Source organism: Amycolatopsis sp. NPDC101161, assembly GCF_044768185.1.
Classification (GTDB): Bacteria; Actinomycetota; Actinomycetes; order Mycobacteriales; family Pseudonocardiaceae; genus Amycolatopsis.
Map to the genome: position 1 here is coordinate 555,024 of NZ_JBIWPI010000004.1, position 21,496 is coordinate 576,519.

Annotated in this window: 33 protein-coding genes; 1 reads left to right on the forward strand and 32 read right to left on the reverse strand. The window is 68.9% G+C overall.

Annotated features, from left to right (window positions below; translation table 11 throughout):
- Positions 1 to 426: 426 nt before the first annotated feature.
- From ACIRSS_RS30170 to ACIRSS_RS30305, 28 genes are all read right to left on the reverse strand, one after another.
- Positions 427 to 966, reverse strand: coding sequence for a hypothetical protein (locus ACIRSS_RS30170; RefSeq protein ID WP_400900730.1), 540 nt, complete (start codon positions 964 to 966; stop codon positions 427 to 429).
- A gap of 82 nt (positions 967 to 1,048) precedes the next feature.
- Entirely contained in the window at positions 1,049 to 1,495 is a 447-nt protein-coding gene (gene rplO, locus ACIRSS_RS30175) for a 50S ribosomal protein L15 (RefSeq protein WP_372671240.1), read from the reverse strand.
- Positions 1,492 to 1,677: a 50S ribosomal protein L30 gene (gene rpmD / locus ACIRSS_RS30180; protein WP_004558875.1), complete on the reverse strand. Its 186-nt coding sequence runs from the start codon at positions 1,675 to 1,677 to the stop codon at positions 1,492 to 1,494. Before rpmD ends, rplO begins: the two co-directional genes overlap by 4 nt.
- A 1-nt stretch (position 1,678) precedes the next feature.
- A complete protein-coding gene (gene rpsE / locus ACIRSS_RS30185; RefSeq protein WP_086675494.1) occupies positions 1,679 to 2,323 on the reverse strand; it encodes a 30S ribosomal protein S5 in 645 nt (214 codons plus the stop codon).
- A 34-nt stretch (positions 2,324 to 2,357) separates the two neighbouring features.
- Positions 2,358 to 2,756, reverse strand: a complete 399-nt coding sequence (rplR, locus tag ACIRSS_RS30190; RefSeq protein ID WP_167379724.1) for a 50S ribosomal protein L18 — start codon at positions 2,754 to 2,756, stop codon at positions 2,358 to 2,360.
- Between the two features lie 2 nt (positions 2,757 to 2,758).
- The gene (rplF, locus tag ACIRSS_RS30195) at positions 2,759 to 3,298 is read right to left on the reverse strand and encodes a 50S ribosomal protein L6 (RefSeq protein ID WP_400900733.1); all 540 of its coding nucleotides are present in this window, start codon (positions 3,296 to 3,298) and stop codon (positions 2,759 to 2,761) included.
- A gap of 16 nt (positions 3,299 to 3,314) precedes the next feature.
- Positions 3,315 to 3,713: a 30S ribosomal protein S8 gene (gene rpsH / locus ACIRSS_RS30200; protein WP_400900735.1), complete on the reverse strand. Its 399-nt coding sequence runs from the start codon at positions 3,711 to 3,713 to the stop codon at positions 3,315 to 3,317.
- Between the two features lie 86 nt (positions 3,714 to 3,799).
- Positions 3,800 to 3,985 carry a type Z 30S ribosomal protein S14 gene (locus ACIRSS_RS30205; RefSeq protein ID WP_004558870.1) on the reverse strand — a complete coding sequence of 62 codons (186 nt, stop codon included), beginning with the start codon at positions 3,983 to 3,985 and terminating at the stop codon, positions 3,800 to 3,802.
- Positions 3,986 to 3,989: 4 nt separating this feature from the next.
- On the reverse strand, positions 3,990 to 4,553 hold the full coding sequence (gene rplE, locus ACIRSS_RS30210; protein WP_247015084.1) for a 50S ribosomal protein L5: 564 nt from the start codon (positions 4,551 to 4,553) through the stop codon (positions 3,990 to 3,992).
- Positions 4,553 to 4,867, reverse strand: coding sequence for a 50S ribosomal protein L24 (gene rplX / locus ACIRSS_RS30215; RefSeq protein ID WP_086675498.1), 315 nt, complete (start codon positions 4,865 to 4,867; stop codon positions 4,553 to 4,555). Before rplX ends, rplE begins: the two co-directional genes overlap by 1 nt.
- Positions 4,867 to 5,235 carry a 50S ribosomal protein L14 gene (gene rplN, locus ACIRSS_RS30220; RefSeq protein WP_004558867.1) on the reverse strand — a complete coding sequence of 123 codons (369 nt, stop codon included), beginning with the start codon at positions 5,233 to 5,235 and terminating at the stop codon, positions 4,867 to 4,869. The genes rplX and rplN overlap by 1 nt, the downstream gene beginning before the upstream one ends.
- 91 nt (positions 5,236 to 5,326) lie before the next feature.
- Complete coding sequence (rpsQ, locus tag ACIRSS_RS30225) at positions 5,327 to 5,605, reverse strand: 30S ribosomal protein S17 (RefSeq protein WP_285456195.1); 279 nt, start codon at positions 5,603 to 5,605, stop codon at positions 5,327 to 5,329.
- Positions 5,602 to 5,847 (reverse strand): 50S ribosomal protein L29, encoded by a 246-nt coding sequence (gene rpmC / locus ACIRSS_RS30230; RefSeq protein ID WP_086675500.1) that lies wholly within the window; start codon positions 5,845 to 5,847, stop codon positions 5,602 to 5,604. Before rpmC ends, rpsQ begins: the two co-directional genes overlap by 4 nt.
- Positions 5,847 to 6,266, reverse strand: a complete 420-nt coding sequence (gene rplP, locus ACIRSS_RS30235; protein ID WP_004558864.1) for a 50S ribosomal protein L16 — start codon at positions 6,264 to 6,266, stop codon at positions 5,847 to 5,849. The genes rpmC and rplP overlap by 1 nt, the downstream gene beginning before the upstream one ends.
- A gap of 3 nt (positions 6,267 to 6,269) precedes the next feature.
- Positions 6,270 to 7,109 carry a 30S ribosomal protein S3 gene (rpsC, locus tag ACIRSS_RS30240; RefSeq protein WP_013222607.1) on the reverse strand — a complete coding sequence of 280 codons (840 nt, stop codon included), beginning with the start codon at positions 7,107 to 7,109 and terminating at the stop codon, positions 6,270 to 6,272.
- Positions 7,109 to 7,525 (reverse strand): 50S ribosomal protein L22, encoded by a 417-nt coding sequence (rplV, locus tag ACIRSS_RS30245; protein ID WP_125306112.1) that lies wholly within the window; start codon positions 7,523 to 7,525, stop codon positions 7,109 to 7,111. The genes rpsC and rplV overlap by 1 nt, the downstream gene beginning before the upstream one ends.
- A gap of 31 nt (positions 7,526 to 7,556) precedes the next feature.
- Positions 7,557 to 7,838 (reverse strand): 30S ribosomal protein S19, encoded by a 282-nt coding sequence (gene rpsS / locus ACIRSS_RS30250; protein ID WP_003102083.1) that lies wholly within the window; start codon positions 7,836 to 7,838, stop codon positions 7,557 to 7,559.
- Between the two features lie 18 nt (positions 7,839 to 7,856).
- The gene (gene rplB / locus ACIRSS_RS30255) at positions 7,857 to 8,690 is read right to left on the reverse strand and encodes a 50S ribosomal protein L2 (protein ID WP_257921854.1); all 834 of its coding nucleotides are present in this window, start codon (positions 8,688 to 8,690) and stop codon (positions 7,857 to 7,859) included.
- Between the two features lie 15 nt (positions 8,691 to 8,705).
- Positions 8,706 to 9,017 (reverse strand): 50S ribosomal protein L23, encoded by a 312-nt coding sequence (gene rplW, locus ACIRSS_RS30260; RefSeq protein ID WP_003102087.1) that lies wholly within the window; start codon positions 9,015 to 9,017, stop codon positions 8,706 to 8,708.
- Complete coding sequence (gene rplD / locus ACIRSS_RS30265; RefSeq protein WP_086675503.1) at positions 9,014 to 9,703, reverse strand: 50S ribosomal protein L4; 690 nt, start codon at positions 9,701 to 9,703, stop codon at positions 9,014 to 9,016. The genes rplW and rplD overlap by 4 nt, the downstream gene beginning before the upstream one ends.
- On the reverse strand, positions 9,700 to 10,356 hold the full coding sequence (gene rplC / locus ACIRSS_RS30270; protein ID WP_086675504.1) for a 50S ribosomal protein L3: 657 nt from the start codon (positions 10,354 to 10,356) through the stop codon (positions 9,700 to 9,702). The genes rplD and rplC overlap by 4 nt, the downstream gene beginning before the upstream one ends.
- A 31-nt stretch (positions 10,357 to 10,387) precedes the next feature.
- Positions 10,388 to 10,693 (reverse strand): 30S ribosomal protein S10, encoded by a 306-nt coding sequence (rpsJ, locus tag ACIRSS_RS30275; RefSeq protein WP_003102098.1) that lies wholly within the window; start codon positions 10,691 to 10,693, stop codon positions 10,388 to 10,390.
- Between the two features lie 394 nt (positions 10,694 to 11,087).
- A complete protein-coding gene (gene tuf / locus ACIRSS_RS30280; protein ID WP_360597555.1) occupies positions 11,088 to 12,281 on the reverse strand; it encodes an elongation factor Tu in 1,194 nt (397 codons plus the stop codon).
- Between the two features lie 131 nt (positions 12,282 to 12,412).
- A complete protein-coding gene (gene fusA / locus ACIRSS_RS30285; protein WP_400900740.1) occupies positions 12,413 to 14,512 on the reverse strand; it encodes an elongation factor G in 2,100 nt (699 codons plus the stop codon).
- 63 nt (positions 14,513 to 14,575) lie between these two features.
- Positions 14,576 to 15,046, reverse strand: coding sequence for a 30S ribosomal protein S7 (gene rpsG, locus ACIRSS_RS30290; RefSeq protein WP_003102106.1), 471 nt, complete (start codon positions 15,044 to 15,046; stop codon positions 14,576 to 14,578).
- A complete protein-coding gene (gene rpsL / locus ACIRSS_RS30295; RefSeq protein ID WP_003102113.1) occupies positions 15,046 to 15,420 on the reverse strand; it encodes a 30S ribosomal protein S12 in 375 nt (124 codons plus the stop codon). Before rpsL ends, rpsG begins: the two co-directional genes overlap by 1 nt.
- 759 nt (positions 15,421 to 16,179) lie before the next feature.
- Positions 16,180 to 16,335 (reverse strand): hypothetical protein, encoded by a 156-nt coding sequence (locus ACIRSS_RS30300; protein ID WP_086675507.1) that lies wholly within the window; start codon positions 16,333 to 16,335, stop codon positions 16,180 to 16,182.
- Between the two features lie 163 nt (positions 16,336 to 16,498).
- Complete coding sequence (locus ACIRSS_RS30305; protein WP_400900742.1) at positions 16,499 to 16,720, reverse strand: hypothetical protein; 222 nt, start codon at positions 16,718 to 16,720, stop codon at positions 16,499 to 16,501.
- Positions 16,721 to 16,778: 58 nt separating this feature from the next.
- Between ACIRSS_RS30305 and ACIRSS_RS30310 the strand changes: the two genes are divergently transcribed.
- Positions 16,779 to 17,258: a GNAT family N-acetyltransferase gene (locus ACIRSS_RS30310; protein ID WP_400900744.1), complete on the forward strand. Its 480-nt coding sequence runs from the start codon at positions 16,779 to 16,781 to the stop codon at positions 17,256 to 17,258.
- A gap of 39 nt (positions 17,259 to 17,297) precedes the next feature.
- Here ACIRSS_RS30310 and ACIRSS_RS30315 read toward each other — a convergent pair whose 3' ends face one another.
- The 4 genes from ACIRSS_RS30315 to ACIRSS_RS30330 form a co-directional block, all read right to left on the reverse strand.
- The gene (locus ACIRSS_RS30315; protein ID WP_400900746.1) at positions 17,298 to 17,516 is read right to left on the reverse strand and encodes a hypothetical protein; all 219 of its coding nucleotides are present in this window, start codon (positions 17,514 to 17,516) and stop codon (positions 17,298 to 17,300) included.
- Between the two features lie 14 nt (positions 17,517 to 17,530).
- Positions 17,531 to 17,737 (reverse strand): hypothetical protein, encoded by a 207-nt coding sequence (locus ACIRSS_RS30320; RefSeq protein WP_400900748.1) that lies wholly within the window; start codon positions 17,735 to 17,737, stop codon positions 17,531 to 17,533.
- 27 nt (positions 17,738 to 17,764) lie between these two features.
- On the reverse strand, positions 17,765 to 19,447 hold the full coding sequence (locus ACIRSS_RS30325) for a hypothetical protein (RefSeq protein WP_400900750.1): 1,683 nt from the start codon (positions 19,445 to 19,447) through the stop codon (positions 17,765 to 17,767).
- A gap of 70 nt (positions 19,448 to 19,517) precedes the next feature.
- Positions 19,518 to 21,365, reverse strand: a complete 1,848-nt coding sequence (locus ACIRSS_RS30330; protein ID WP_400900752.1) for a hypothetical protein — start codon at positions 21,363 to 21,365, stop codon at positions 19,518 to 19,520.
- Between the last annotated feature and the right edge of the window lie 131 nt (positions 21,366 to 21,496).

The window sequence follows — 21,496 nt, forward strand, 5'->3', positions numbered from 1 at the left end:
AACTCGAGCGGATTCGCGCTCGGAGGGGCTGCGGCCTGGGCCGGGAACTCGAGCGGACTCGCGCTCGGCGAGGCTGCGGCCTGCGCAGGAAAGTCGAGCGGACTCGCGCTCGGAGGGACTGCGGCCTGCGCAGGAAAGTCGAGCGGATTCCCGCTGGACGGGAGCGAAGCCTGCGCCGGGAAGGCGAGCAGATCGCCGCTCGGCGGGACTGGAGTCTCCACCGGGAAGTCGAGCGGATCCCCCGCCGGCTCGACCTCCACCGGGAAGCTCAGCGGCGAGCCCGCTCCCGGCTCCACGCCCGCGACCTTCGGCGCCTCCACCGGGAAGCTCAACGGCGACTCCGGCGGCTCGGGCGGCTCCTGCGACGGTCTGTCCACCCCTCCGATCCTCCGTCCGGACCCGCGGCGCGGCAAGGAACCTGTCCGGTCAGTCCGCTTCGGGCGGGAGCACCGTGATCACCACTCCCGACGGCGGCGTCGGCGTGTCCGCGTACGCCGCCTCCGGGTTGGCCCACTCGCGGGTGCCCCACTGGCTCAGCGCCGCCCCCGCCGCCACGACCACCGCGGCCAGCAGGACCCACGTCCCGGCCAGCGGCGTGGTCGAGACCCGGAGGCCGCTGTTCTCGAACAGGCTGCGGATGCCCTGCGCGGCGATCGTGCACACCGCTCCCGCCAGGAACGCCGCCCCCACCAGGGTCGTCCGCCGCGCGGGCCGGCGGGTCACCACGCCCAGGACCGCCGCTGCCAGGAGGATCGCGCTCGCCAGCAGCAGCGGGACGCCCAGCGGGGCCGACGGCGAGGTCATCTCCCCCTGCCCCGGGAACGAGTAGTCGATCCGCCAGGCCCGCAGCGTCGTCTGCGCGATCCCCGACGGTTCCAGGCCCACGGCCTGCTCGGTGCGGAAGAACGGCAGGAACGTCCCCACGACCGTCAACGCCGTCGCGCCCACGACGAGCGCTGGTGCCACGAAAGCCCGCACCACAAACCCCCTCGAAAACGCCGAAGGCCCGCCTGGCGAACCAGACGGGCCTTCGACTTGAACAACCAGCTCAGTTGGTGGTGGCGGAGCCACCGGCCGCTTCGAGCTTCTCCTTGGCGGAGCCGGAGAACGCGTCGGCGGTGACGTTCAGCTTGACGCCGTTCACGTCGCCGTTGCCGAGGACCTTCACCAGCTTGCCCTTGCGGACGAGACCGCCCTTGACGAGCTCGTCGGCACCGATGGTGCCGCCGTCCGGGAAGACGCGGGCGATGTCGCCCACGTTCACCGGCTGGTACTCGGTGCGGAAGCGGTTCTTGAAGCCACGCAGCTTCGGCAGCCGCATGTGGATGGGCATCTGCCCACCCTCGAACCCGGCGGGCACGTTCTTCCGGGCCTTGGTGCCCTTCGTACCGCGACCGGCCGTCTTGCCCTTCGAACCCTCACCACGACCGACGCGCATCTTCTCGCGCTTGGCGCCCGGAGCCGGACGCAGGTGGTGGATCTTGATGGCCGTCATGCCTGGACCTCCTCGACCTCCACCAGGTGGCGGACGGTGTGGATCAGGCCGCGCACCTGGGGGGTGTCTTCACGCACGACGCTCTGGCGGATCTTGCGCAGCCCGAGGGTGCGCAGCGACTCGCGGTGAGCGTGCTTCGTGCCGATCTTGCTCTTGACCTGGGTGACCTTGAGCTGAGCCATGTCAGACCCCCTGGCCCGCGCGCTGGCGCAGCATCCGGGCCGGCGCGACGTCCTCGAGCGGGAGACCGCGGCGGGCCGCGACCTCTTCGGGACGCTGCAGACCCTTCAGGGCCGCCACGGTCGCGTGCACGATGTTGATCGCGTTGTCGGAGCCGAGCGACTTCGACAGCACGTCGTGGACGCCCGCGCACTCCAGCACCGCGCGCACCGGGCCACCGGCGATGACGCCGGTACCGGCGGACGCCGGACGGAGCAGCACGACACCGGCGGCCTCCTCACCCGTGATCGGGTGGGGGATGGTGCCGCCGACGCGGGGAACGCGGAAGAAGTTCTTCTTCGCTTCCTCGACGCCCTTGGCGATGGCCGCGGGAACTTCCTTGGCCTTGCCGTAGCCGACGCCGACCTGACCGTCGCCGTCGCCGACGACCACCAGGGCGGTGAAGCTGAAGCGACGACCACCCTTGACGACCTTGGCGACGCGGTTGATCGTCACGACCTTCTCGAGGTGCGGGGTCTTGTCCTGGGCCGCCCCGCCACGACCGCTGTCGCGCCGGTCACGGCGGTCGCGACGGTCACCGCGGTCGTTGCCGCCCTGCCCGCCGGGTCCACCCTGGCCGCCGCCGAATTGCCGTGTACGTCCCGGCATCAGGCTTTCCTTCCGTTAACAAGCTTCTGCATCGTCAGAACTCCAACCCCGCCTCGCGGGCGGCGTCGGCGAGCGCGGCGATGCGGCCGTGGTAGGCGTTGCCGCCACGGTCGAACACCACAGCCGAGATCCCGGCGTTCTTGGCACGCGCGGCGACGAGCTCCCCGACCTTGGCGGCCTTGGCCTTCTTGTCGCCGTCGAGCGCCCGGACGTCCGCCTCGAGGGTGGACGCCGACGCCAGCGTGTGGCCGGCCAGGTCGTCGATGACCTGCACGGCGATGTGCCGCGAGGACCGCTTGACGACCAGGCGCGGACGCTGGTCCGTGCCCGAGACCTTCTTGCGGAGGCGGAAGTGCCGACGGGCCTTCGCGACGCGGCGGCGGGTCGAGATGTCCTTGCCCACCGGCTTGCGCTTCGTAGTCGTGTCGCTCATGATCACTTACCCGTCTTTCCGACCTTGCGGCGGATCTTCTCGCCCTCGTACCGCAGGCCCTTGCCCTTGTACGGGTCCGGGCGCCGCAGCCGGCGGATGACCGCCGAGATCTGGCCGACCTTCTGCTTGTCGATGCCGGAGACCGAGAACCGGGTCGGGCTCTCCACCTTGAAGGTGATGCCGTCCGGAGCCTCGATCTTCACCGGGTGGCTGTAGCCGAGGGCGAACTCGAGGTCCGAGCCCTTGGCCTGCACGCGGTAACCGACACCGTGGATCTCGAGCTTCTTCTCGTAGCCCGAGGTCACACCCACGACCAGGTTGTTCACCAGGGTGCGGGTGAGGCCGTGCAGAGCCTTGCTGGTGCGCTCGTCGTCCGGGCGCTTGACCAGCAGGGTGCCGTCGTCGTCGCGCTCGACCGTGATCGGCTCGGCGACGGTGTGCTCCAGGGTCCCCTTGGGGCCCTTGACGCTGATGTGCTGACCGTTGATGGTCACCTCGACCCCGGAAGGGACGGCGACCGGCAGCTTTCCGATGCGTGACATGCCTGTACCCCTTCCCTTACCAGACGTAGGCGAGGACTTCGCCGCCCACGCTGTTGCGCTTGGCCTGCCGGTCGGTCTGCAGGCCACCGGACGTCGAAATGATCGCGATGCCCAGGCCGCCGAGCACGGACGGCAGTTCGTTCGATTTGGCGTAGATCCGCAGACCGGGCTTGGAGACGCGCCGCAGGCCGGCGATGCTCCGCTCACGGTTGGGGCCGTACTTGAGCTCGACGACCAGGTTCTTGTGCTTCTCGCCCGGCTCGTCGTGGTAACCCGCGATGTAGCCCTCGCGCTTGAGGATCTCGGCGATGTTCGCCTTGAGCTTCGAGTGCGGGAGCTTGACCTCGTCGTGGTACGCCGAGTTCGCGTTGCGCAGACGAGTCAAGAAGTCTGCGATGGGGTCGGTCATCGTCATGGTGACCTGTCAACCTTTCTCGCCCTGGTTCCCCGCCCGCCGGAGCGGGCGGGGCCTGTGGCGAAGTGGAGTTTTTAAAGAAGCTCTTACCAGCTGGACTTGCGGACGCCGGGCAGCTCGCCCGCGTGCGCCATCTCGCGAAGGCAGATCCGGCAGAGCCCGAACTTGCGGAACACGGCGTGCGGGCGGCCGCACCGCTGGCAGCGGGTGTAGGCGCGCACGGCGAACTTCGGCTTCTTCGCGGCCTTGTGGACCAGTGCTTTCTTGGCCATCGGCTCAGTTCTCCTTGAACGGGAAGCCGAGCTTGCGCAGCAGCGCCCGGCCCTCGTCGTCGTTCGTAGCGGTCGTGACGACGGTGACGTCCATGCCGCGCGGGCGGTCGATGGAGTCGGGGTCGATCTCGTGGAACATCGACTGCTCGTTGAGACCGAAGGTGTAGTTGCCGTGGCCGTCGAACTGCTTCGGCGAAAGCCCGCGGAAGTCGCGGATACGCGGCAGCGCGATGGTCAGCAGCCGGTCGAGGAACTCCCACATGCGGTCGCCGCGCAGCGTGACGCGCGCGCCGATCGGCTGGCCCTCGCGCAGCTTGAACTGCGCGATGGACTTGCGGGCCTTCCGGACCTCGGGCTTCTGGCCCGTGATCAGCGCGAGGTCCTTGACCGCGCCCTCGATCAGCTTGCTGTCACGGGCGGCGTCACCGACGCCCATGTTCACGACGACCTTCACCACGCCCGGGATCTGGTGGACGTTGGCGAAGGAGAACTCCGCCTGCAGCTGGCCCTTGATCTCTTCGCGGTAGCGCACCTTGAGGCGGGGCGCGACCTTCTCTGCGGTGGTCATCAGATGTCCTTACCGTTCCGGCGCGAGATCCGGACCTTCTTGCCGTCCTCGCCGATGCGGTAACCCACCCGGGACGGCTTGCCGTCCGAGTCGACGACCATCACGTTGGAGACGTGGATCGGGGCCTCCTGCGTGACGATGCCACCGGACTGCGCACCGCGCTGGGTCTGGGTGATCCGCGTGTGCTTCTTGATCCGGTTCACGCCCTCGACCAGCACGCGGTCGCGCTCGGGGTAAGCCTGGATGACCTTGCCCTTGGCGCCCTTGTCCTTGCCGGCGATGACGACGACCGTGTCGCCCTTCTTCACCTTCATCACAGCACCTCCGGCGCGAGCGAAATGATCTTCATGAACTTTCGGTCGCGCAGCTCGCGGCCCACCGGGCCGAAGATGCGGGTGCCCCGGGGCTCGTTGTCGTTCTTGATGAGCACGGCGGCGTTCTCGTCGAACCGGATGTAGGAACCGTCCGGACGACGGCGCTCCTTGACCGTGCGGACGATGACGGCCTTGACGACATCGCCCTTCTTCACCCCGGCAGCCGGGATGGCGTCCTTCACGGTGGCGACGATGATGTCGCCGATGCCGGCGTAGCGCCGCCCGGAACCACCGAGAACGCGGATGCAGAGGATTTCCTTCGCACCCGTGTTGTCGGCTACCCGAAGCCGCGACTCCTGCTGGATCACGTCAACTCCTGTATGTCGCGCCGGTTCTCGCCCGCTGGTGAGGATTCACCTTGGCGAGCCTTGCGGAACTAAGAACTCCGAAGAGCCCTGCTTACTTGGCCTTCTCCACGATCTGCACCAGGCGCCACCGCTTCGTCGCCGACAGCGGGCGGGTCTCCATCAGGGTGACCCGGTCGCCCACGCCCGCCTCGTTGTTCTCGTCGTGCACCTTCACCTTGGAGGTGGTGCGGACGACCTTCGAGTAACGCGGGTGCTTCTTGCGGTCCTCGAGCTCGACCACGATCGTCTTGTTCATCTTGTCCGAGACGACGTAGCCCTCGCGGACCTTGCGGTCGTTCCGGGCCGGCGTCTCGGTGGTGGGCTCGCTCATGCGGCACCTTCACTCTCGGCGTCGGGGGCAACGGACAGGCCGAGTTCGCGCTCGCGCATGACCGTGTAGATCCGCGCGATGTCCGTGCGGACGGTGCGCAGACGGCGGTTGTTGTCGAGCTGTCCGGTCGCCATCTGGAAGCGGAGGTTGAAGAGCTCCTCCTTGTATTCCTTCAGACGCAGGACGAGCTCTTCCGCGGTGAGCTCACGCAGCTCCGATGCCAGAGCACCAGCGTTCGCCATCAGAACTCACCACCTTCACGGGTCACGATGCGGCACTTCATGGGCAGCTTGTGGATCGCGCGGCGGAGCGCCTCACGGGCGGTCTCCTCGTTCGGGAACGAGATCTCGAACATCACGCGGCCCGGCTTCACGTTGGCGATCCACCACTCGGGCGAACCCTTACCGGAACCCATGCGGGTTTCCGCCGGCTTCTTCGTCAGCGGGCGGTCCGGGTAGATGGTCGTCCACACCTTGCCGCCACGCTTGATGTGACGGGTCATGGCGATACGAGCGGACTCGATCTGCCGGTTCGTCACGTAGCTGTGCTCAAGCGCCTGGATGCCGTACTCGCCGAAGCTGACCTTCGTGCCACCCTTGGCGGCGCCGTGGCGCTTCGGGGAGTGCTGCTTCCGGTGCTTGACCCTGCGCGGGATGAGCACGTCTCAGCCCTCCGTCTTTTCTGCGGTCTCGGTGGCCGGAGCCGCCGGGGCCTCGGTCGTGGCCGCAGCGGCGGCGCGACCGGCTTCGGTCGAGGTGGCGGTCGTGCCCGAGGCGCCGGAACGACGCGGGCGGGACGGCCGGTCGCTGCGGTCGCGGTCGCGACCACCGCGCGGCGCGCGCTCGGCGGCGTCGCGGGCCTCACGGGCCTTCAGGCCACCGACGAGCTCACCCTTGTAGATCCACACCTTGACGCCGATGCGACCGAACGTCGTCTTGGCCTCGAAGAAGCCGTAGTCGATGTCGGCGCGCAGCGTGTGCAGCGGGACGCGGCCATCGCGGTAGTGCTCGGAGCGGGACATCTCGGCACCGCCGAGACGACCGCCGCACTGCACGCGGATGCCCTTGACCTGCGGCGAGCGCATGGAGGTCTGGATCGCCTTCCGCATCGCGCGGCGGAACGCCACGCGGTTGGAAAGCTGCTCCGCGACCGCCTGGGCGACCAGCTGGGCGTCGGCCTCGGGGTTCTTGACCTCGAGGATGTTCAGCTGGACCTGCTTCTTGGTCAGCTTCTCCAGCGCGCCGCGGATCCGGTCGGCCTCCGCGCCGCGGCGGCCGATGACGATGCCCGGCCGGGCGGTGTGGATGTCGACGCGAACGCGGTCACGGGTGCGCTCGATCTCGACCTTGGAGATGCCCGCGCGCTCCATACCGGTGGCGAGGAGCTTGCGGATCTTGACGTCCTCGGCCACGTACTCGGCGTACTGCTTGTCGGCGTACCAGCGCGACTTCCAGTCCGTGGTGATACCCAGGCGGAAACCGTGCGGGTTGATCTTCTGGCCCACTACCGGCCACCTGCCTTCTTCTTGCTCTGAGCCTTCTGCGCGACGGCCGGACGCGACTCCACCTCGACGGTGATGTGGCTGGTCCGCTTGCGGATCCGGTACGCACGGCCCTGGGCCCGCGGGCGGATCCGCTTGAGGGTGGGGCCCTCGTCGGCGTACGCGTTCTTGACCCAGAGCGTCTCCGGGTCCAGCTGAAGGTTGTTCTCGGCGTTGGCCACGGCGCTGGCGAGCACCTTCGCGACCGGCTCGCTGGCCGCCTGCGGGGCGAACCGGAGCACGGCCAAGGCGTCGGCGGCGCTACGTCCCTTGATGAGCTCGATCACCCGGCGCACCTTGGTCGGCGAGTCCCGGACGAAGCGAGCCCGCGCGTAAGCCGTAGGCAGGGCCTCGACCGTCGCGTCGTTCTGGGCGTTCATCGCTACTTCCCTTGTCTTGTTTCGTGCCCGCTCAGCGGCGGCGCGACTTGCGGTCGTCCTTGATGTGGCCCTTGAAGGTCCGCGTCGGGGCGAACTCGCCCAGCTTGTGACCCACCATGGCCTCGGTGACGAACACCGGGACGTGCTTGCGGCCGTCGTGCACGGCGATCGTGTGACCCAGGAAGTCCGGGATGATCGTCGAGCGGCGCGACCAGGTCTTGATGACCGTCTTCTTGCCCGATTCGTTCAGCGCGTCCACCTTCTTGAGCAGGTGGTCGTCCACGAACGGGCCCTTCTTAAGGCTGCGTGGCATGTGCTTCTACCTCCCTGCTCAGCGCTTCTTGCCGGTACGCCGGCGGCGGACGATGAGGGCGTCGCTCGGCTTGCGCCGGCGCGTACGACCCTCGGGCTTGCCGTTCGGGTTGACGGGGTGACGACCACCGGACGTCTTGCCCTCGCCACCACCGTGCGGGTGGTCGACCGGGTTCATGACGACACCACGGACCGTGGGGCGCTTGCCGCGCCAGCGGTTGCGGCCGGCCTTGCCCCAGTTGATGTTGGCGTGCTCGGAGTTGCCGACCTCGCCGACCGTGGCGCGGTTGCGCACGTCCACGTTGCGGATCTCGCCCGAGGGGAGACGCAGCTGGGCGTACGGACCGTCCTTGGCGACGAGCTGCACCTTCGCGCCCGCGGACCGCGCCATCTTCGCGCCGCCGCCGGGGCGGAGCTCGATCGCGTGGATCACGGTGCCGACCGGGATGTTGCGCAGCGGCAGGTTGTTGCCCGGCTTGATGTCGGCCCGGGGGCCGTTCTCGACGGTGTCGCCCTGCTTCAGCTTCTCCGGCGCGATGATGTAGCGCTTCTCGCCGTCGGCGTAGTGCAGCAGCGCGATGCGAGCGGACCGGTTGGGGTCGTACTCGATGTGCGCGACCTTGGCGGGGATGCCGTCCTTGTCATTGCGACGGAAGTCGATGACGCGGTAAGCGCGCTTGTGGCCGCCACCCTTGTGCCGGGTGGTGATCTTGCCGGACGAGTTGCGACCGCCCGAACCGCTCAGCGGACGAAGCAGCGACTTCTCCGGGGTGGAGCGGGTGATCTCGGCGAAGTCCGAGACGCTCGAACCGCGACGACCCGGGGTCGTCGGCTTGTACTTGCGGATGCCCATTGTCAGCTCAGTCCTTTACGCGGTGGGTCCGCCGAAGATCTCGATCGCCTTGCTTTCGGGCGAAAGAGTCACGATGGCGCGCTTGGTGTCCTTGCGCTTGCCGAAGCCCGCGCGAGTCCGCTTCCGCTTGCCCTGGCGGTTGGCCGTGTTGACGCTGACCACCTTGACGCCGAACACCTTCTCGACCGCGATCTTGATCTGGGTCTTGTTGGCGTCCGGGCGGACGATGAACGTGTACTTGTGGTCCTCGAGCAGCCCGTAGGACTTCTCGGAGATGACCGGCGCGAGCAGGATGTCGCGGGGGTCCGGAATGGCGACCGAACTCACTTCTCGTCACTCCCTTCCGTGACCTCGCCCGACCGCGCGGAAGCCTTGACGGTCTTACCGCGGACGGGGCCGGCGACGAACGCGTCGTACGCGGCCTTGGTGAACACGACGTCGTCGTTGACCAGAACGTCGTAGGTGTTGAGCTGGTCCGCCCAGAGGATGTGCACCTCGGGCAGGTTCCGCAGGGAAACCCAGCTCAGCTCATCGGCCCGGTCCAGCACCACGAGCACGCGCTTCGCGGCCGTGACGGCGGCGAGGGCGGTCTTGGCGGCCTTGGTCGACGGCTTCTCACCGGTCACCAGCTCGGTGACGACGTGCAGCTGGCCGGCGCGCGCCCGGTCGGAGAGGGCGCCACGCAGGGCGGCGGCCTTCATCTTCTTCGGGGTGCGCTGCGAGTAGTCACGCGGCGTGGGGCCGTGGACGACGCCACCGCCGACGAACTGCGGCGCGCGGGTCGAACCCTGGCGGGCACGGCCGGTGCCCTTCTGCCGGTACGGCTTCTTGCCGCCACCGGAGACCTCACCACGGGTCTTCGTGTCGTGCGTGCCCTGGCGCGCGGCGGCCTGCTGGGCCACCACCACCTGGTGCATCAGCGCGACATTGGCCTGCACGTCGAAGATCTCCTCGGGGAGGTCCACGGTGCCGTCGGCTTTACCGGCCGGGGTCTTCAGCTCGACGCTTGTCATTCGGAGTTACCACCCTTCGCGGCGCTGCGCACGAACAGCAGGCCGCCCTTGGGACCGGGCACGGCGCCCTTGATCAGCAGCAGGCCGTCCTCGGCACGCACGGCGTGCACGGTCAGGTTCTGCGTGGTGACCCGGTCGTTGCCCATCCGGCCCGCCATGCGCAGGCCCTTGAAGACGCGGCCGGGGGTGGCGCAGCCACCGATCGAACCCGGCTTGCGGTGCACGGCCTGGGCACCGTGGCTCGCGCCCTGGCCCTTGAAGCCGTGGCGCTTCATGACACCGGCGTAGCCCTTGCCCTTGCTGGTACCGGTCACGTCGACCTCGACGCCGGCGGCGAACACCTCGGCGGTGATCTCCTGGCCGACCTCGTAGGTCTCGGCGTCGGTGGTACGCAGCTCCGCGAGGAAGCGCCGCGGGGTCACGCCCGCCTTGTCGTAGTGGCCGGTGCGCGGCTTGTTCACCTTGCGCGGGTCGACCGCGCCGAACGCCAGCTGCACGGCCTTGTAGCCGTCCTTCTCCTGGGTCCGAACCTGGGTGACCACGTTCGGACCGGCCTTCACGACGGTGACCGGGACAACCCGGTTCTGCTCGTCGAAGACCTGGGTCATGCCGAGCTTGGTGCCCAGGATGCCCTTCATCTGCCTGTCAGACATGAGTCTCTTATCTCCGCCGCTCGCCCAACGCTTACTGGATGTTGACGTCGACGCTCGCCGGCAGGTCGATGCGCATGAGCGCGTCGACCGTCTTCGGCGTCGGGTCGAGGATGTCGATCAGACGCTTGTGCGTGCGCATCTCGAAGTGCTCGCGCGAGTCCTTGTACTTGTGCGGCGAGCGGATGACGCAGTAAACGTTCTTCTCGGTGGGCAGCGGCACCGGCCCGACGACCCGGGCGCCGGTGCGCGTGACCGTCTCCACGATCTTGCGCGCCGAGGTGTCGATCGCCTCGTGGTCGTAGGCCTTGAGCCGGATGCGGATCTTCTGTCCCGCCATGGTGGCTGCTCGTTCCTTGTCGTCTCGTGCCGCTATCTCACAAACCCCGCCGGGTGTTCCCACCCTGAGCCTGGGTTTCCGCAGTTCAACGGCCCTGTCCCCGGTCCACGCGGTCGGGCGTGTCGCGCCCGACGCACAGACGGATCCCGCGGGATCGTCGTCTTGCCTGGTCTTCCTCAACGTGAGGAGGCTATGAGCCGGCTGACCGTCTCACTGCCTTTGCCCGCTCGCCTGCAACCCGAAGGAAGAGCTCGGCGGACCGTGGCCACTCGCACCAGGGCGGCCGGACCCTCGCAAGGATCGGCCGCCCCAGGACGAGCAACCTGAATAGTGTCGCACACGTGATTTGACGCCCCTGACCCGGGGGTGTATTACCCCCGGGCGGGGCGCCGAATCACTTGATGATCTTGGTGACCTGACCCGCACCGACGGTGCGGCCGCCCTCGCGGATCGCGAAGCGCAGGTTCTCGTCCATGGCGACCGGCTGGATCAGCTGCACCGAGATGTCGGTGTTGTCGCCCGGCATGACCATCTCGGTGCCCTCGGGGAGGGTCACGACGCCGGTCACGTCGGTGGTGCGGAAGTAGAACTGCGGGCGGTAGTTGTTGAAGAACGGGGTGTGACGGCCACCCTCGTCCTTCGACAGGATGTAGACCCGGCCCTCGAAGTCGGTGTGCGGGGTGGTGGTACCCGGCTTCACGACGACCTGGCCGCGCTCGACGTCCTCGCGCTTGATGCCGCGGAGCAGGAGGCCGACGTTGTCGCCCGCCTGGCCCGAGTCGAGCAGCTTGCGGAACATCTCGACACCGGTGACAGTCGTCTTCTGCGACTTCTCCTTGATGCCGACGATCTCGACCTCTTCGTTCACGTTGACCACGCCACGCTCGACGCGGCCGGTGACGACGGTGCCGCGACCGGTGATGGTGAAGACGTCCTCGATCGGCATGAGGAACGGCTTGTCGAGCTCACGCACCGGGTCCGGCACGTTGTCGTCGACGGCGGTCATCAGCTCGAGAACGGCCTCGGCCCACTTCGCGTCGCCCTCGAGGGCCTTCAGGCCCGAGACGCGCACGACGGGGGCGTCGTCGCCGGGGAACTCCTGCGAGGACAGCAGCTCACGGACCTCCAGCTCGACGAGCTCGAGGATCTCCTCGTCGTCGACCATGTCGGCCTTGTTCAGCGCGACCACGATGTAGGGCACGCCGACCTGGCGGGCGAGCAGCACGTGCTCACGGGTCTGCGGCATCGGGCCGTCGGTCGCGGCCACGACCAGGATCGCGCCGTCCATCTGGGCGGCACCGGTGATCATGTTCTTGATGTAGTCCGCGTGACCGGGGGCGTCGACGTGCGCGTAGTGACGCTTCTCGGTCTGGTACTCGACGTGCGAGATGTTGATCGTGATACCGCGCTGGCGCTCTTCGGGCGCGTTGTCGATCTGGTCGAACGCACGCGACTCGTTGAGCTCGGGGTACTTGTCGTGCAGAACCTTGGTGATCGCCGCGGTCAGCGTGGTCTTGCCGTGGTCGACGTGACCGATGGTCCCGATGTTGACGTGCGGCTTGCTCCGCTCGAACTTCGCCTTCGCCACTGGAATGTCCTCCTGGACTGGTTTCGCTTTGTGCTCGGGGGCCGGCGTGGCTGCCGACCCCCGAATGTTCCTTCGTCGGTGCTAGCGGACGTTCAGGAGAGTCCCTTAATGCCCGCGCGCGGTGAGGGGTTTTACTCCCCCGTCGCCTTCGCGATGATTTCCTTCGCGACGTTCGCGGGAACCTCGGCGTAGGAGTCGAACACCATGGAGTAGTTCGCCCGACCCTGCGTGCGGGACCGGAGGTCACCGACGTAGCCGAACATCTCCGACAGCGGGACCAGCGCCTTCACGACGCGGGTACCCGACCGCTCCTCCATGGCCTGGATCTGACCACGGCGGGAGTTGAGGTCACCGATGACGTCACCCATGTAGTCCTCGGGCGTGGTCACCTCGACCGCCATCATCGGCTCCAGGATCACCGGGCCGGCCTTCTTCGCGGCTTCCTTCATCGCCATGGAACCGGCGATCTTGAACGCCATCTCCGAAGAGTCGACCTCGTGGTAAGCACCGTCCAACAGGGTGAACTTCAACCCGACGAGCGGGTAGCCGGCCAGGACGCCGTACTGCATCGCGTCCTGCGCGCCCGCGTCGACCGACGGGATGTACTCCCGCGGCACGCGACCACCGGTCACCTTGTTGTCGAACTCGTAGAGCGCGCCGTCGGTGCGCTCGAGCGGCTCCAGCTTCACGATGACCTTCGCGAACTGGCCGGAACCACCGGTCTGCTTCTTGTGGACGTAGTCGAGCTTGTCCACCGTCTTCTTGATCGTCTCGCGGTAGGCGACCTGCGGCTTGCCGATGTTCGCCTCGACCTTGTAGTCGGACTTCATCCGGTTCACCAGCACCTCGAGGTGCAGCTCGCCCATGCCCGCGATGATCGTCTGGCCGGTGTCCTCGTCCAGCTTGACCTGGAACGTCGGGTCCTCTTCGGCCAGCTTCTGGATCGCCAGGGACAGCTTCTCCTGGTCGGCCTTCGTCTTCGGCTCGATCGCGACCCGGATGACCGGCTCGGGGAACGTCATCGACTCCAGCACGATCGGGTTCTGCGGGTCCGCCAGGGTGTCACCCGTGGTGGTGTCCTTCAGCCCGATGACCGCGTAGATGTGGCCGACCTGGGCGTCGTCGACCGGGTTCTCCTTGTTGGAGTGCATCTGGAAGATCTTCCCGATGCGCTCCTTGCGCTCCTTGGTCGCGTTGATGACCTGCGCCCCGGCGGCGACCTTGCCCGAGTACACCCGGATGTAGGTCAGCTTGCCGAAGAACGGGTGCGCGGCGATCTTGAACGCGAGCGCGGCGAACGGCTCGTCGACCGACGCCTTGCGGGAGACCACGGTCTCGCCGTCGGGCAGCAGGCCCTCGACGGCCGGGACGTCCAGCGGCGACGGCAGGTAGTCGATCACCGCGTCGAGCATGGGCTGCACGCCCTTGTTCTTGAAGGCGGAGCCGGCCAGGACCGGGAACGCCTCACGCGTGATGACCAGCTTGCGGATGCCGGACTTGATCTCGGCCTCGGAGAGCTCTTCGCCCTCGAGGAACTTCTCCATGAGGGAGTCGTCCGTCTCGGCGACGGCCTCGATCAGCTTCTCCCGGTACTCCGCGGCGCGGTCGGCCAGGTCGGCGGGGATGTCCTCGACCGAGTAGTCCTCGCCCTTCTGGACCTCGCCGCGCCAGGTCAGCGCCTTCATGCGGACCAGGTCGATGACGCCTTCGAAGTCGTTCTCGGCGCCGATCGGCAGCTGGATCGCCAGCGGCTTGACGCCGAGGCGCTCCGTGATCGTCTTCAGGGTGTAGTAGAAGTCCGCACCCAGCTTGTCCATCTTGTTGACGAAGCAGATGCGCGGGACGTCGTACTTGTCCGCCTGCCGCCAGACCTGCTCGGACTGCGGCTCGACGCCTTCCTTGCCGTCGAAGACCGCGACCGCGCCGTCGAGCACCCGCAGGTTGCGCTCCACCTCGACGGTGAAGTCGACGTGCCCGGGGGTGTCGATCAGGTTGATCTGGTAGTCGTTCCAGAAGGTGGTGGTGGCAGCCGAGGTGATGGTGATACCCCGCTTCTGCTCCTCCTCCATCCAGTCCATGGTGGCGGCGCCGTCGTGGACTTCACCGATCTTGTAGTTGACCCCGGTGTAGAACAGGATCCGTTCGGTGGTGGTGGTCTTGCCGGCGTCGATGTGCGCCATGATGCCGATGTTGCGGACCTTGTTGAGGTCGGTCAGCACTTCACGTGCCACGAGAATGTTCCCCTGTCTCAAGCGTGGGGCCCGGCATGGCTTGCATCTGATGCCGGGCGGAAATCACCAGCGGTAGTGCGCGAAGGCCCGGTTGGACTCGGCCATCTTGTGCGTGTCCTCGCGACGCTTCACGGAGGCCCCGAGGCCGTTCGACGCGTCCAGGAGCTCGTTCTGCAGGCGCTCGATCATCGTCTTCTCGCGGCGGGCCTGCGAGAAGGAGACCAGCCAGCGCAGCGCCAGGGTCGTCGAGCGACCCGGCTTGACCTCGATCGGCACCTGGTAGGTGGCGCCACCGACGCGGCGGCTCTTCACCTCGATGGTGGGCTTCACGTTGTCGAGAGCGCGCTTCAGCGTGACGACCGGGTCGGTGCCCGTCTTCTCGCGAGCGCCTTCGAGCGCGCCGTACACGATGCGCTCGGCCAGGGACCGCTTCCCGTCCTTCAGCACCTTGTTCACCAGCTGGGTGACCAGCGGGGAGGCGTAGACGGGGTCGGAGATCAGCGGCCGCTTCGGGGCCGGACCCTTGCGGGGCATTAGCTCTTCTCCTTCTTCGCGCCGTACCGGCTGCGCGCCTGCTTGCGGTTCTTGACACCCTGCGTGTCGAGCGAACCGCGGATGATCTTGTAACGGACACCCGGAAGGTCCTTCACACGACCACCGCGCACGAGCACCATCGAGTGCTCCTGCAGGTTGTGGCCCTCACCGGGGATGTAGGCGGTGACCTCGATGCCGCTGGTCAGCTTCACACGCGCGACCTTGCGCAGCGCCGAGTTCGGCTTCTTGGGGGTCGTGGTGTACACGCGGGTGCACACGCCTCGCCGCTGCGGGCTCCCCTTGAGGGCCGCGGTCTTCTGCTTGGCAGCCTTGTCCTGGCGGCCCTTGCGGACCAGCTGCTGGATCGTGGGCAATGGACCAGCTTCCTGTCGTGATCTGCTTCTTCGTGTCTTCACCGGCCCCCGCGGTCGGGCGTGTCGGCCCGCGTCACGGTCTCTCGACCGGTAACTTCCCGGAGGGATTTTCCGTCGGAACCCCGACCTGCCGAAGCCGGTGACCGGGTGCCTGAGCACCCCGCCCATGCGCACGGCACGCGGAGCGGCCCGACGCCTGCCGGGCACGGTCTCCAAAGATACCCGCCCGGGTCCGGACGGAACGCGGCGGGGGGTCTGAAGGTCGGCGAACCTCCAGCCTACCTCTCGGCACCGCCCGGCCGGGGGATGTTCCGGAGTCCGGTCGCGGTGGCGTGGTTTCCCCGCCCGCCAGGGCCGGTTTCCCCCGGGTTTCCGCCGCCGGGTGCGCCCGGCACGGACTCCCCCCGCACTGATTACAACACCGCCGGCCTCGGGAATGTTCCGCTCCCGGCCGGCGGCCGCGGACGACTCGTCCACGTCCCGGATGAGTCGTTCGCGACGGTGGATCCCGGCGTGCGCGACCCGCCGGGCGGCCCTCCAGCTCACCCGGCGCGGTCGACCCGGCTCAGTAGGCCCGGGGGCCCTAGCTCGGCAGAACCGGCCCGCCGGCGCGTCAGCCGCGCTCCGTGGACCGACCCGACCCGGCTCGGTGGGCCCGGCTCGGTAGGCCCGGCTACCCCGGCCCGGCCCGGCGGGCCCGGCCCGCCGGCGCGTCAGCCGCGCTCCGTGGGCCGGACCGACCCGGCCTGGCTCCCCCGCTCAGTCCTCGTCGGGCTTCGCGTGGTCCGGCTTGCCCGGGTTCGGGTCGCGCGAGAGGTCGATGAGCGGGTGCACCCCGGCCCCCTCCGGCGCCGCGTGGCTGCCCGTCGACTTCGGTTCTTCGTCGGGCCGGCCGGCCCCTTCGCTGCTGCTCATCACGCACTCCTAGCGCTGTTCCCCTGCTTCCCCTTGCGGCCGCAACCTACCCATTACCCGACCGGGTGACGCAGTGGGATCGGATCCGGCGTTCCGTACGTCACACCGTCGCCGAGCGGCCACGATGGGTGGCGGGCAGCAGTGCTCGCGACCCTGTGGACCGTCAGCGGCGGCGCGTCGTGAGGTGCGTCAAGCCCGCCGACAGCGCGAACACCAGCCCCAGCCCGACGATGTAAGGCCCGGCCAGCAGCGCGAACCCCGCGCCGATGTTGGCGTCGGCCGGCTTGGACGCCTGGAAACCGATCGCGCCCACCGACAGCAGGATCGCGCCCAGCGTGATCAGCAGGACGGCCACCACCGTCAGGCGCTTCGTGACAGTCGTCATGCGCCCATGGTGCCCGGGGGCCGCCGAATTCGCTGGACAGCGACCTCACGATGAGGACGTGAACTGGAAGATCACCCAGATCGACGTCGCCCACCCGGACGCCGTCGCGATCATGCGCGAGTACATGGACGAAGTCGCTTCGCGCTACTACGGACGCCAGGCCACCGAAGCCGAGATCGACCAGGGCATCGCCGACGAACCCGGCACCGATCTGATGGCCCCGACCGGCGCCTTCCTCGTCGGACGGCGGGACGGCGTCGTCGCGGGCTGCGCCGGCACCCGAGTGGCGGCGCCCGGCGTCAGCGAGCTGACCAAGGTCTTCGTGAAGCACGCCCACCGCGGCAGCGGCGGCGGCCCCGCGCTGGTGACGGCCGCCGAGGACGCGGCACGGCGGCTCGGGTCGCGGCTCATGCGGCTCGACACACGCCACGACCTCGTCGAGGCCCGCGCGCTGTACGCGAAGCTCGGGTACGCCGAGGTCGAGCCGTTCAACGACGACAAGTACGCCGAGCACTGGTTCGAGAAGGCCCTCAGCTGACGCAGGCGGCCCCTCGGGGGCGAGGGGCCGCCGTCGCGGTCAGAAGGAAGGCAGGAGCTTGCCGGGCACGCCGTTGACCGACTGGATCAGGCCGAGCACCGGGACGCCGAGCGGCGCGAACGTCCAGATGTTGTTCAGGCCACTGGTGTCCGGCTCGTCGACCACGACGACACCGGGGCCGTCGGCGGCCAGCGCCGGCGTCGCCGCGCCGAACAGGGCCGCGCCGGCGAGGACCGCGACAGCGAGGGTCTTCTTCATGGGTTCTCTGCCTTTCAGGAAACAGCGGTGATCAGGTCGAAGACGGGCGCGAGCAGGCCGACCGGCTGGCCGACCGGCCCGAGCACGCTGCCGAGGTCGACGCCGGGCACGAGCCAGACGGAACCGTCGGTCGGGTCGGCCGAGGCGACCCCGGCGGCCAGGCCGGTGAACGCCGTCGCCGCGACCAGCGGCAGCAGCACGCGGGCAGCAAGACGCTTCATGCGTTTTCCTTTCCTCTCAAGGGTTTTTCAGCGGAGAACCGACGTGATCGGCACGATGGTTCCGTCGGACACCCACTGGCCCGCGTAGTCGCGGTCCATCACCATTCCGGTGGCGTGGGGTTCGGTGGGGTACATCGGCATGGCGTTGACCTGGGCGGCGGCGAAGATCTGCACGTCCCCCGCGGCCCGGTCGGCGCCGAGCCAGGTCCGGAAGCCGCTAGGCGTCGGGCTTTCGCCGCCGAAGCGGTCGCCGACCGCCACGGCGTACCCGACCGCGGTCGCCTCCCGCGGGTCGAACCGCAGCGGCAGCGACGCGCTCGCCACGGCGTTGACGATCGGCCCGTTCAGCAGCCACGGCGCCAGGTAGAGCCCGTACTGGTGGGTGGGTTCGAGGCGCTGCAGTTCGGCGGCCCGCGTCATCGCGGTGTACCCGCCCGCCCAGCCGGAGACGACGACGAGCGCGGTGTCGGGCCCGGCGTCCGGCCGCACGGCCAGCCCGGTCCGCGCCGCGGTTTCGCGCACCAGCTTCGCCGCCGCGACCCCGCGCGGCGAGTCGTCTTCGACGAGCGTGAGCGCGGCCGGCTTCCGCCCGGCCAGGAACTCGACGAGCTTGACCAGCGCGCCGCTGTCCTCCGGCGTCAGCGCGTCGGACGGGCACGCGCTCAGCACGTCGGCGCGGCCGGCGACCAGGCCGCCGAGCGCCGCGGACGCGCATTCCGGCGCGTCCGCCTCGGCGATCGCCGGGCCGGGCGCGGTCCCCGCGTCGACCTCGACGACCGTCGTCGCGTCACCGCGGCGGATCTCCAGGTCGCTCCGGCCGGGCGGTAAGTCGACATCGGCCCACGTGCCCTCGGCCCCGGGCCGCGCGACGGCCTTCGTGATCAGCCCGCCGCGGACTCCCGCCGAGAGGTCGTCGCCCGCGCTCGCCGGGAAGTGGACGACGTTGCGGCCCGGCCGTTGCGGGCTGACGAGCACCGGGAACCCGGCCTCGCCGGCGAGCAGCGGCACGCCCGGAACGGGCAACGGCGGCGGCGCGGGGATCGCGCCGAGCGCGCCCCACGCGACGAACGCGAGCGCGACGCCGAGCACGCCGAACCGGTAAGCACGCTCGCGCAGGACCGCCGCGAGCCCGCTGACGACCAGCGGGAGGACCACGACGGCGACCACCGCGAGCCCGAAGACCGTCGTGTAGAGCCGCCGGTCGAAGCCGAGGCCGGACAGGCCGAACCGGACCGCGCCGGCCAGGACCAGCAGGCCGCCGAGGGTGAGCGCGAGGGGCCCGGGCCGGACGGCCGCCGTCGTCACCGGCCCGAGCAGCGCGAAGCCGAACCACACGGCCGCCCCGGCGACGAACACGGTGTCGATCGCGAACTCGATGCCGGTGCCGCCGAGCGACGTCTCCAGCACGACGAGCGCCAGCAGCGCGGCCGACGTCCAGCGGGTGGCCCGCGGGAGGACCGGCACCGCCACCGCGAGCACGACGTGGATCGCCAGCGCGACCACGTTGACGTCGGCGACGAACGCCGACACGACGGCGAGCAGCGCCGAAAGCCCACCAAGGGCGTAGAGCGCGCGGCGAGCCGGCACCGGCCCCCGCACCAGGCCGCCACCGGCGAGGAACGCCGTCGACAGCAGCAGGGCCAGCCGGAGCACCAGCGCCAGGCTGTCCACAGTGGACGAACCGGTGGGCGCGGAGTGGTCGTGGTCCATCAAGACTCCCAGTCCAGGGGGTCGTGAGTGCGTAACAGTGTTAGAACACCGTTACGCACTCACGACCGCGTTACTTGACGTTCGCGTCCGCGACCACGAACAGTTCGGAGTGCGGCTTGGCGTTGCCGAAGTCCCCGTGCGGCCACGACTTGCGGTTGAAGTTGACGCCGACCTGGCCGGTGAACTCGTCCCGGAAGTTCGAGTCGACCGACACCTTCCCGTCCGGGCCGAGGTTCAGCAGGTTGACCTTGTGGTCACCGTCCAAACCGGACCGCGCGACGAAGTAGTTCGACACCGCGAGGTGCTGCGGCGACGTGGTTTCGTGGTAGAAGCCGTCGTCGCCGAGCACGAAGTTGTCGTAGGCGCCCCAGTGCGGGCCCGCGCCCGGCGTGCCGGGGTTGATCGGGGCCGCGCCGACGACGGTCGGCAGGTCGCCGCCCCCGCCCTGCTGTGCCTTCGCCTTCGTGTCGACCCGGCCTTCGATGTCCTCGATGCGGTCGCCGGCGTTGACCAGCTTCCGGATGTCGAGGACGTAGACGCCGCCGGTGGTGCCGGGGTCGTCGGCCGAGAGCGTGCCCTTCTGCCGCCCGACGATCGCGCGGTAGAGGTACTTGTCGTCCGGGCTCGTCTGGATCCAGCCGCCGTTGGAGCTGGCGCCGTTCGAGTCGTTGTTGGCGTAGATGGACTTGTTCGCGGCGCCGTCGTCGAACACCTCGATCCAGTGCGGCTCCTTCGCGGTGATGTCCGGCGTGTAGAACACCGCGCCGCCCTGCATGGTCTGGGCGAACGCGCCCTTGTGGCCCGGCAGGTTGGTCACCGTGGTCTCCATGACCGCGCGGCTCTCGGCGTGCAGCGGGTCGGCCGGATCGGCGCGCGGGCCGTCCTGCAGGTACGACACCGACTTCAGCTTCGGGTGGTTGCGGTCGGAGATGTCCCAGGTCCGCACGGTCGGCCGCCGCAGGTACGGCGACGGCTGCTTCACCGGGTCGAGGATGATGTTGCGCGGCTCGGCGTAGTCGCTCGTGACGAGCGTGTCCAGGTCCTCGCGGGCCTGGATGCCGTGCGGGTTGGCGCAGGTCGGCGTGCCCAGCTGCGGCAGGTTGTCGCAGAGCTTCTTGTTGTCGCCCTGCGGGGTCGCCGCCGGGGACTCCGAGAGCACCTGCGCGTTCTGTCCGAAGTGGACGACCTCGCCGGGGCTGCCCGCGAAGCCGTTGCCGATCTGCGTGGAGCCGTCGGCGTAGGCGTGCGGGCCGGGGACCACCGGGCCGCCCATGTACGTGCCGTACGCGGTGCCGTCCTTCAGCACCCAGTAGGCGTCCGGGACGCTGCCGCCGAGCGTGTTCGTCGGCAGGCTGACGCCCTTGAGCTTCAGCTGCGGCAGCGCGCTGACGTCGAAGGCGTACGTCGCCGCGGCGAACAGCGCGCCGGCGTAGATCGTGTCGCCCTTGTGCCAGACGTACTGCATGTGGTGCGGCTCGTTTTCGACCAGCGGGCCGACGGTCGCGGTGTTGACGACCTTGCCGTACGTCGGCGAGCCCTGCGTCGCGTCGATCACGGCGAGGAAGTCCGGGCCGGGCAAGGCGTTCTTGATCTTGTTGAGCCCGCCGCCGAGCGTGCCCGGCAGGTTCTTGACGTCCTTGACGAGCGTGTCGGCGATGTTCTCGTCACCGGCCCAGACGAGCAGCCACTTCTTCGGCGTCCCGCTCTCCGAACGCGCGAGATCCTTGGACACCAGGTGGTTCTGCACCCAGTACTGCTTGCCGTCGGACGCGGTCTTCGCGTCGGTGATCGTCTGGACGTCGGCGTAGGCGCCGGTGGACGAGCCGGTGTACGTGACCGCGCCGGCCGCGAGGGCGAGTGCCGCGGCGCCGGTCACCACCTTTCGCCACCGGCCCGGGCGCGACGGAGTTGATCGCATGGTTCTCCCTGTTCTTCTTCACGGACGGAAACCGTTGGGACACAACGGAAAGCTGACGTCAGCGGACCCGGGCGGAATATTCGCGCCAAGCGGACGAAGCGTCCAGCCGTGATCAAAGAATGAGATGCCCA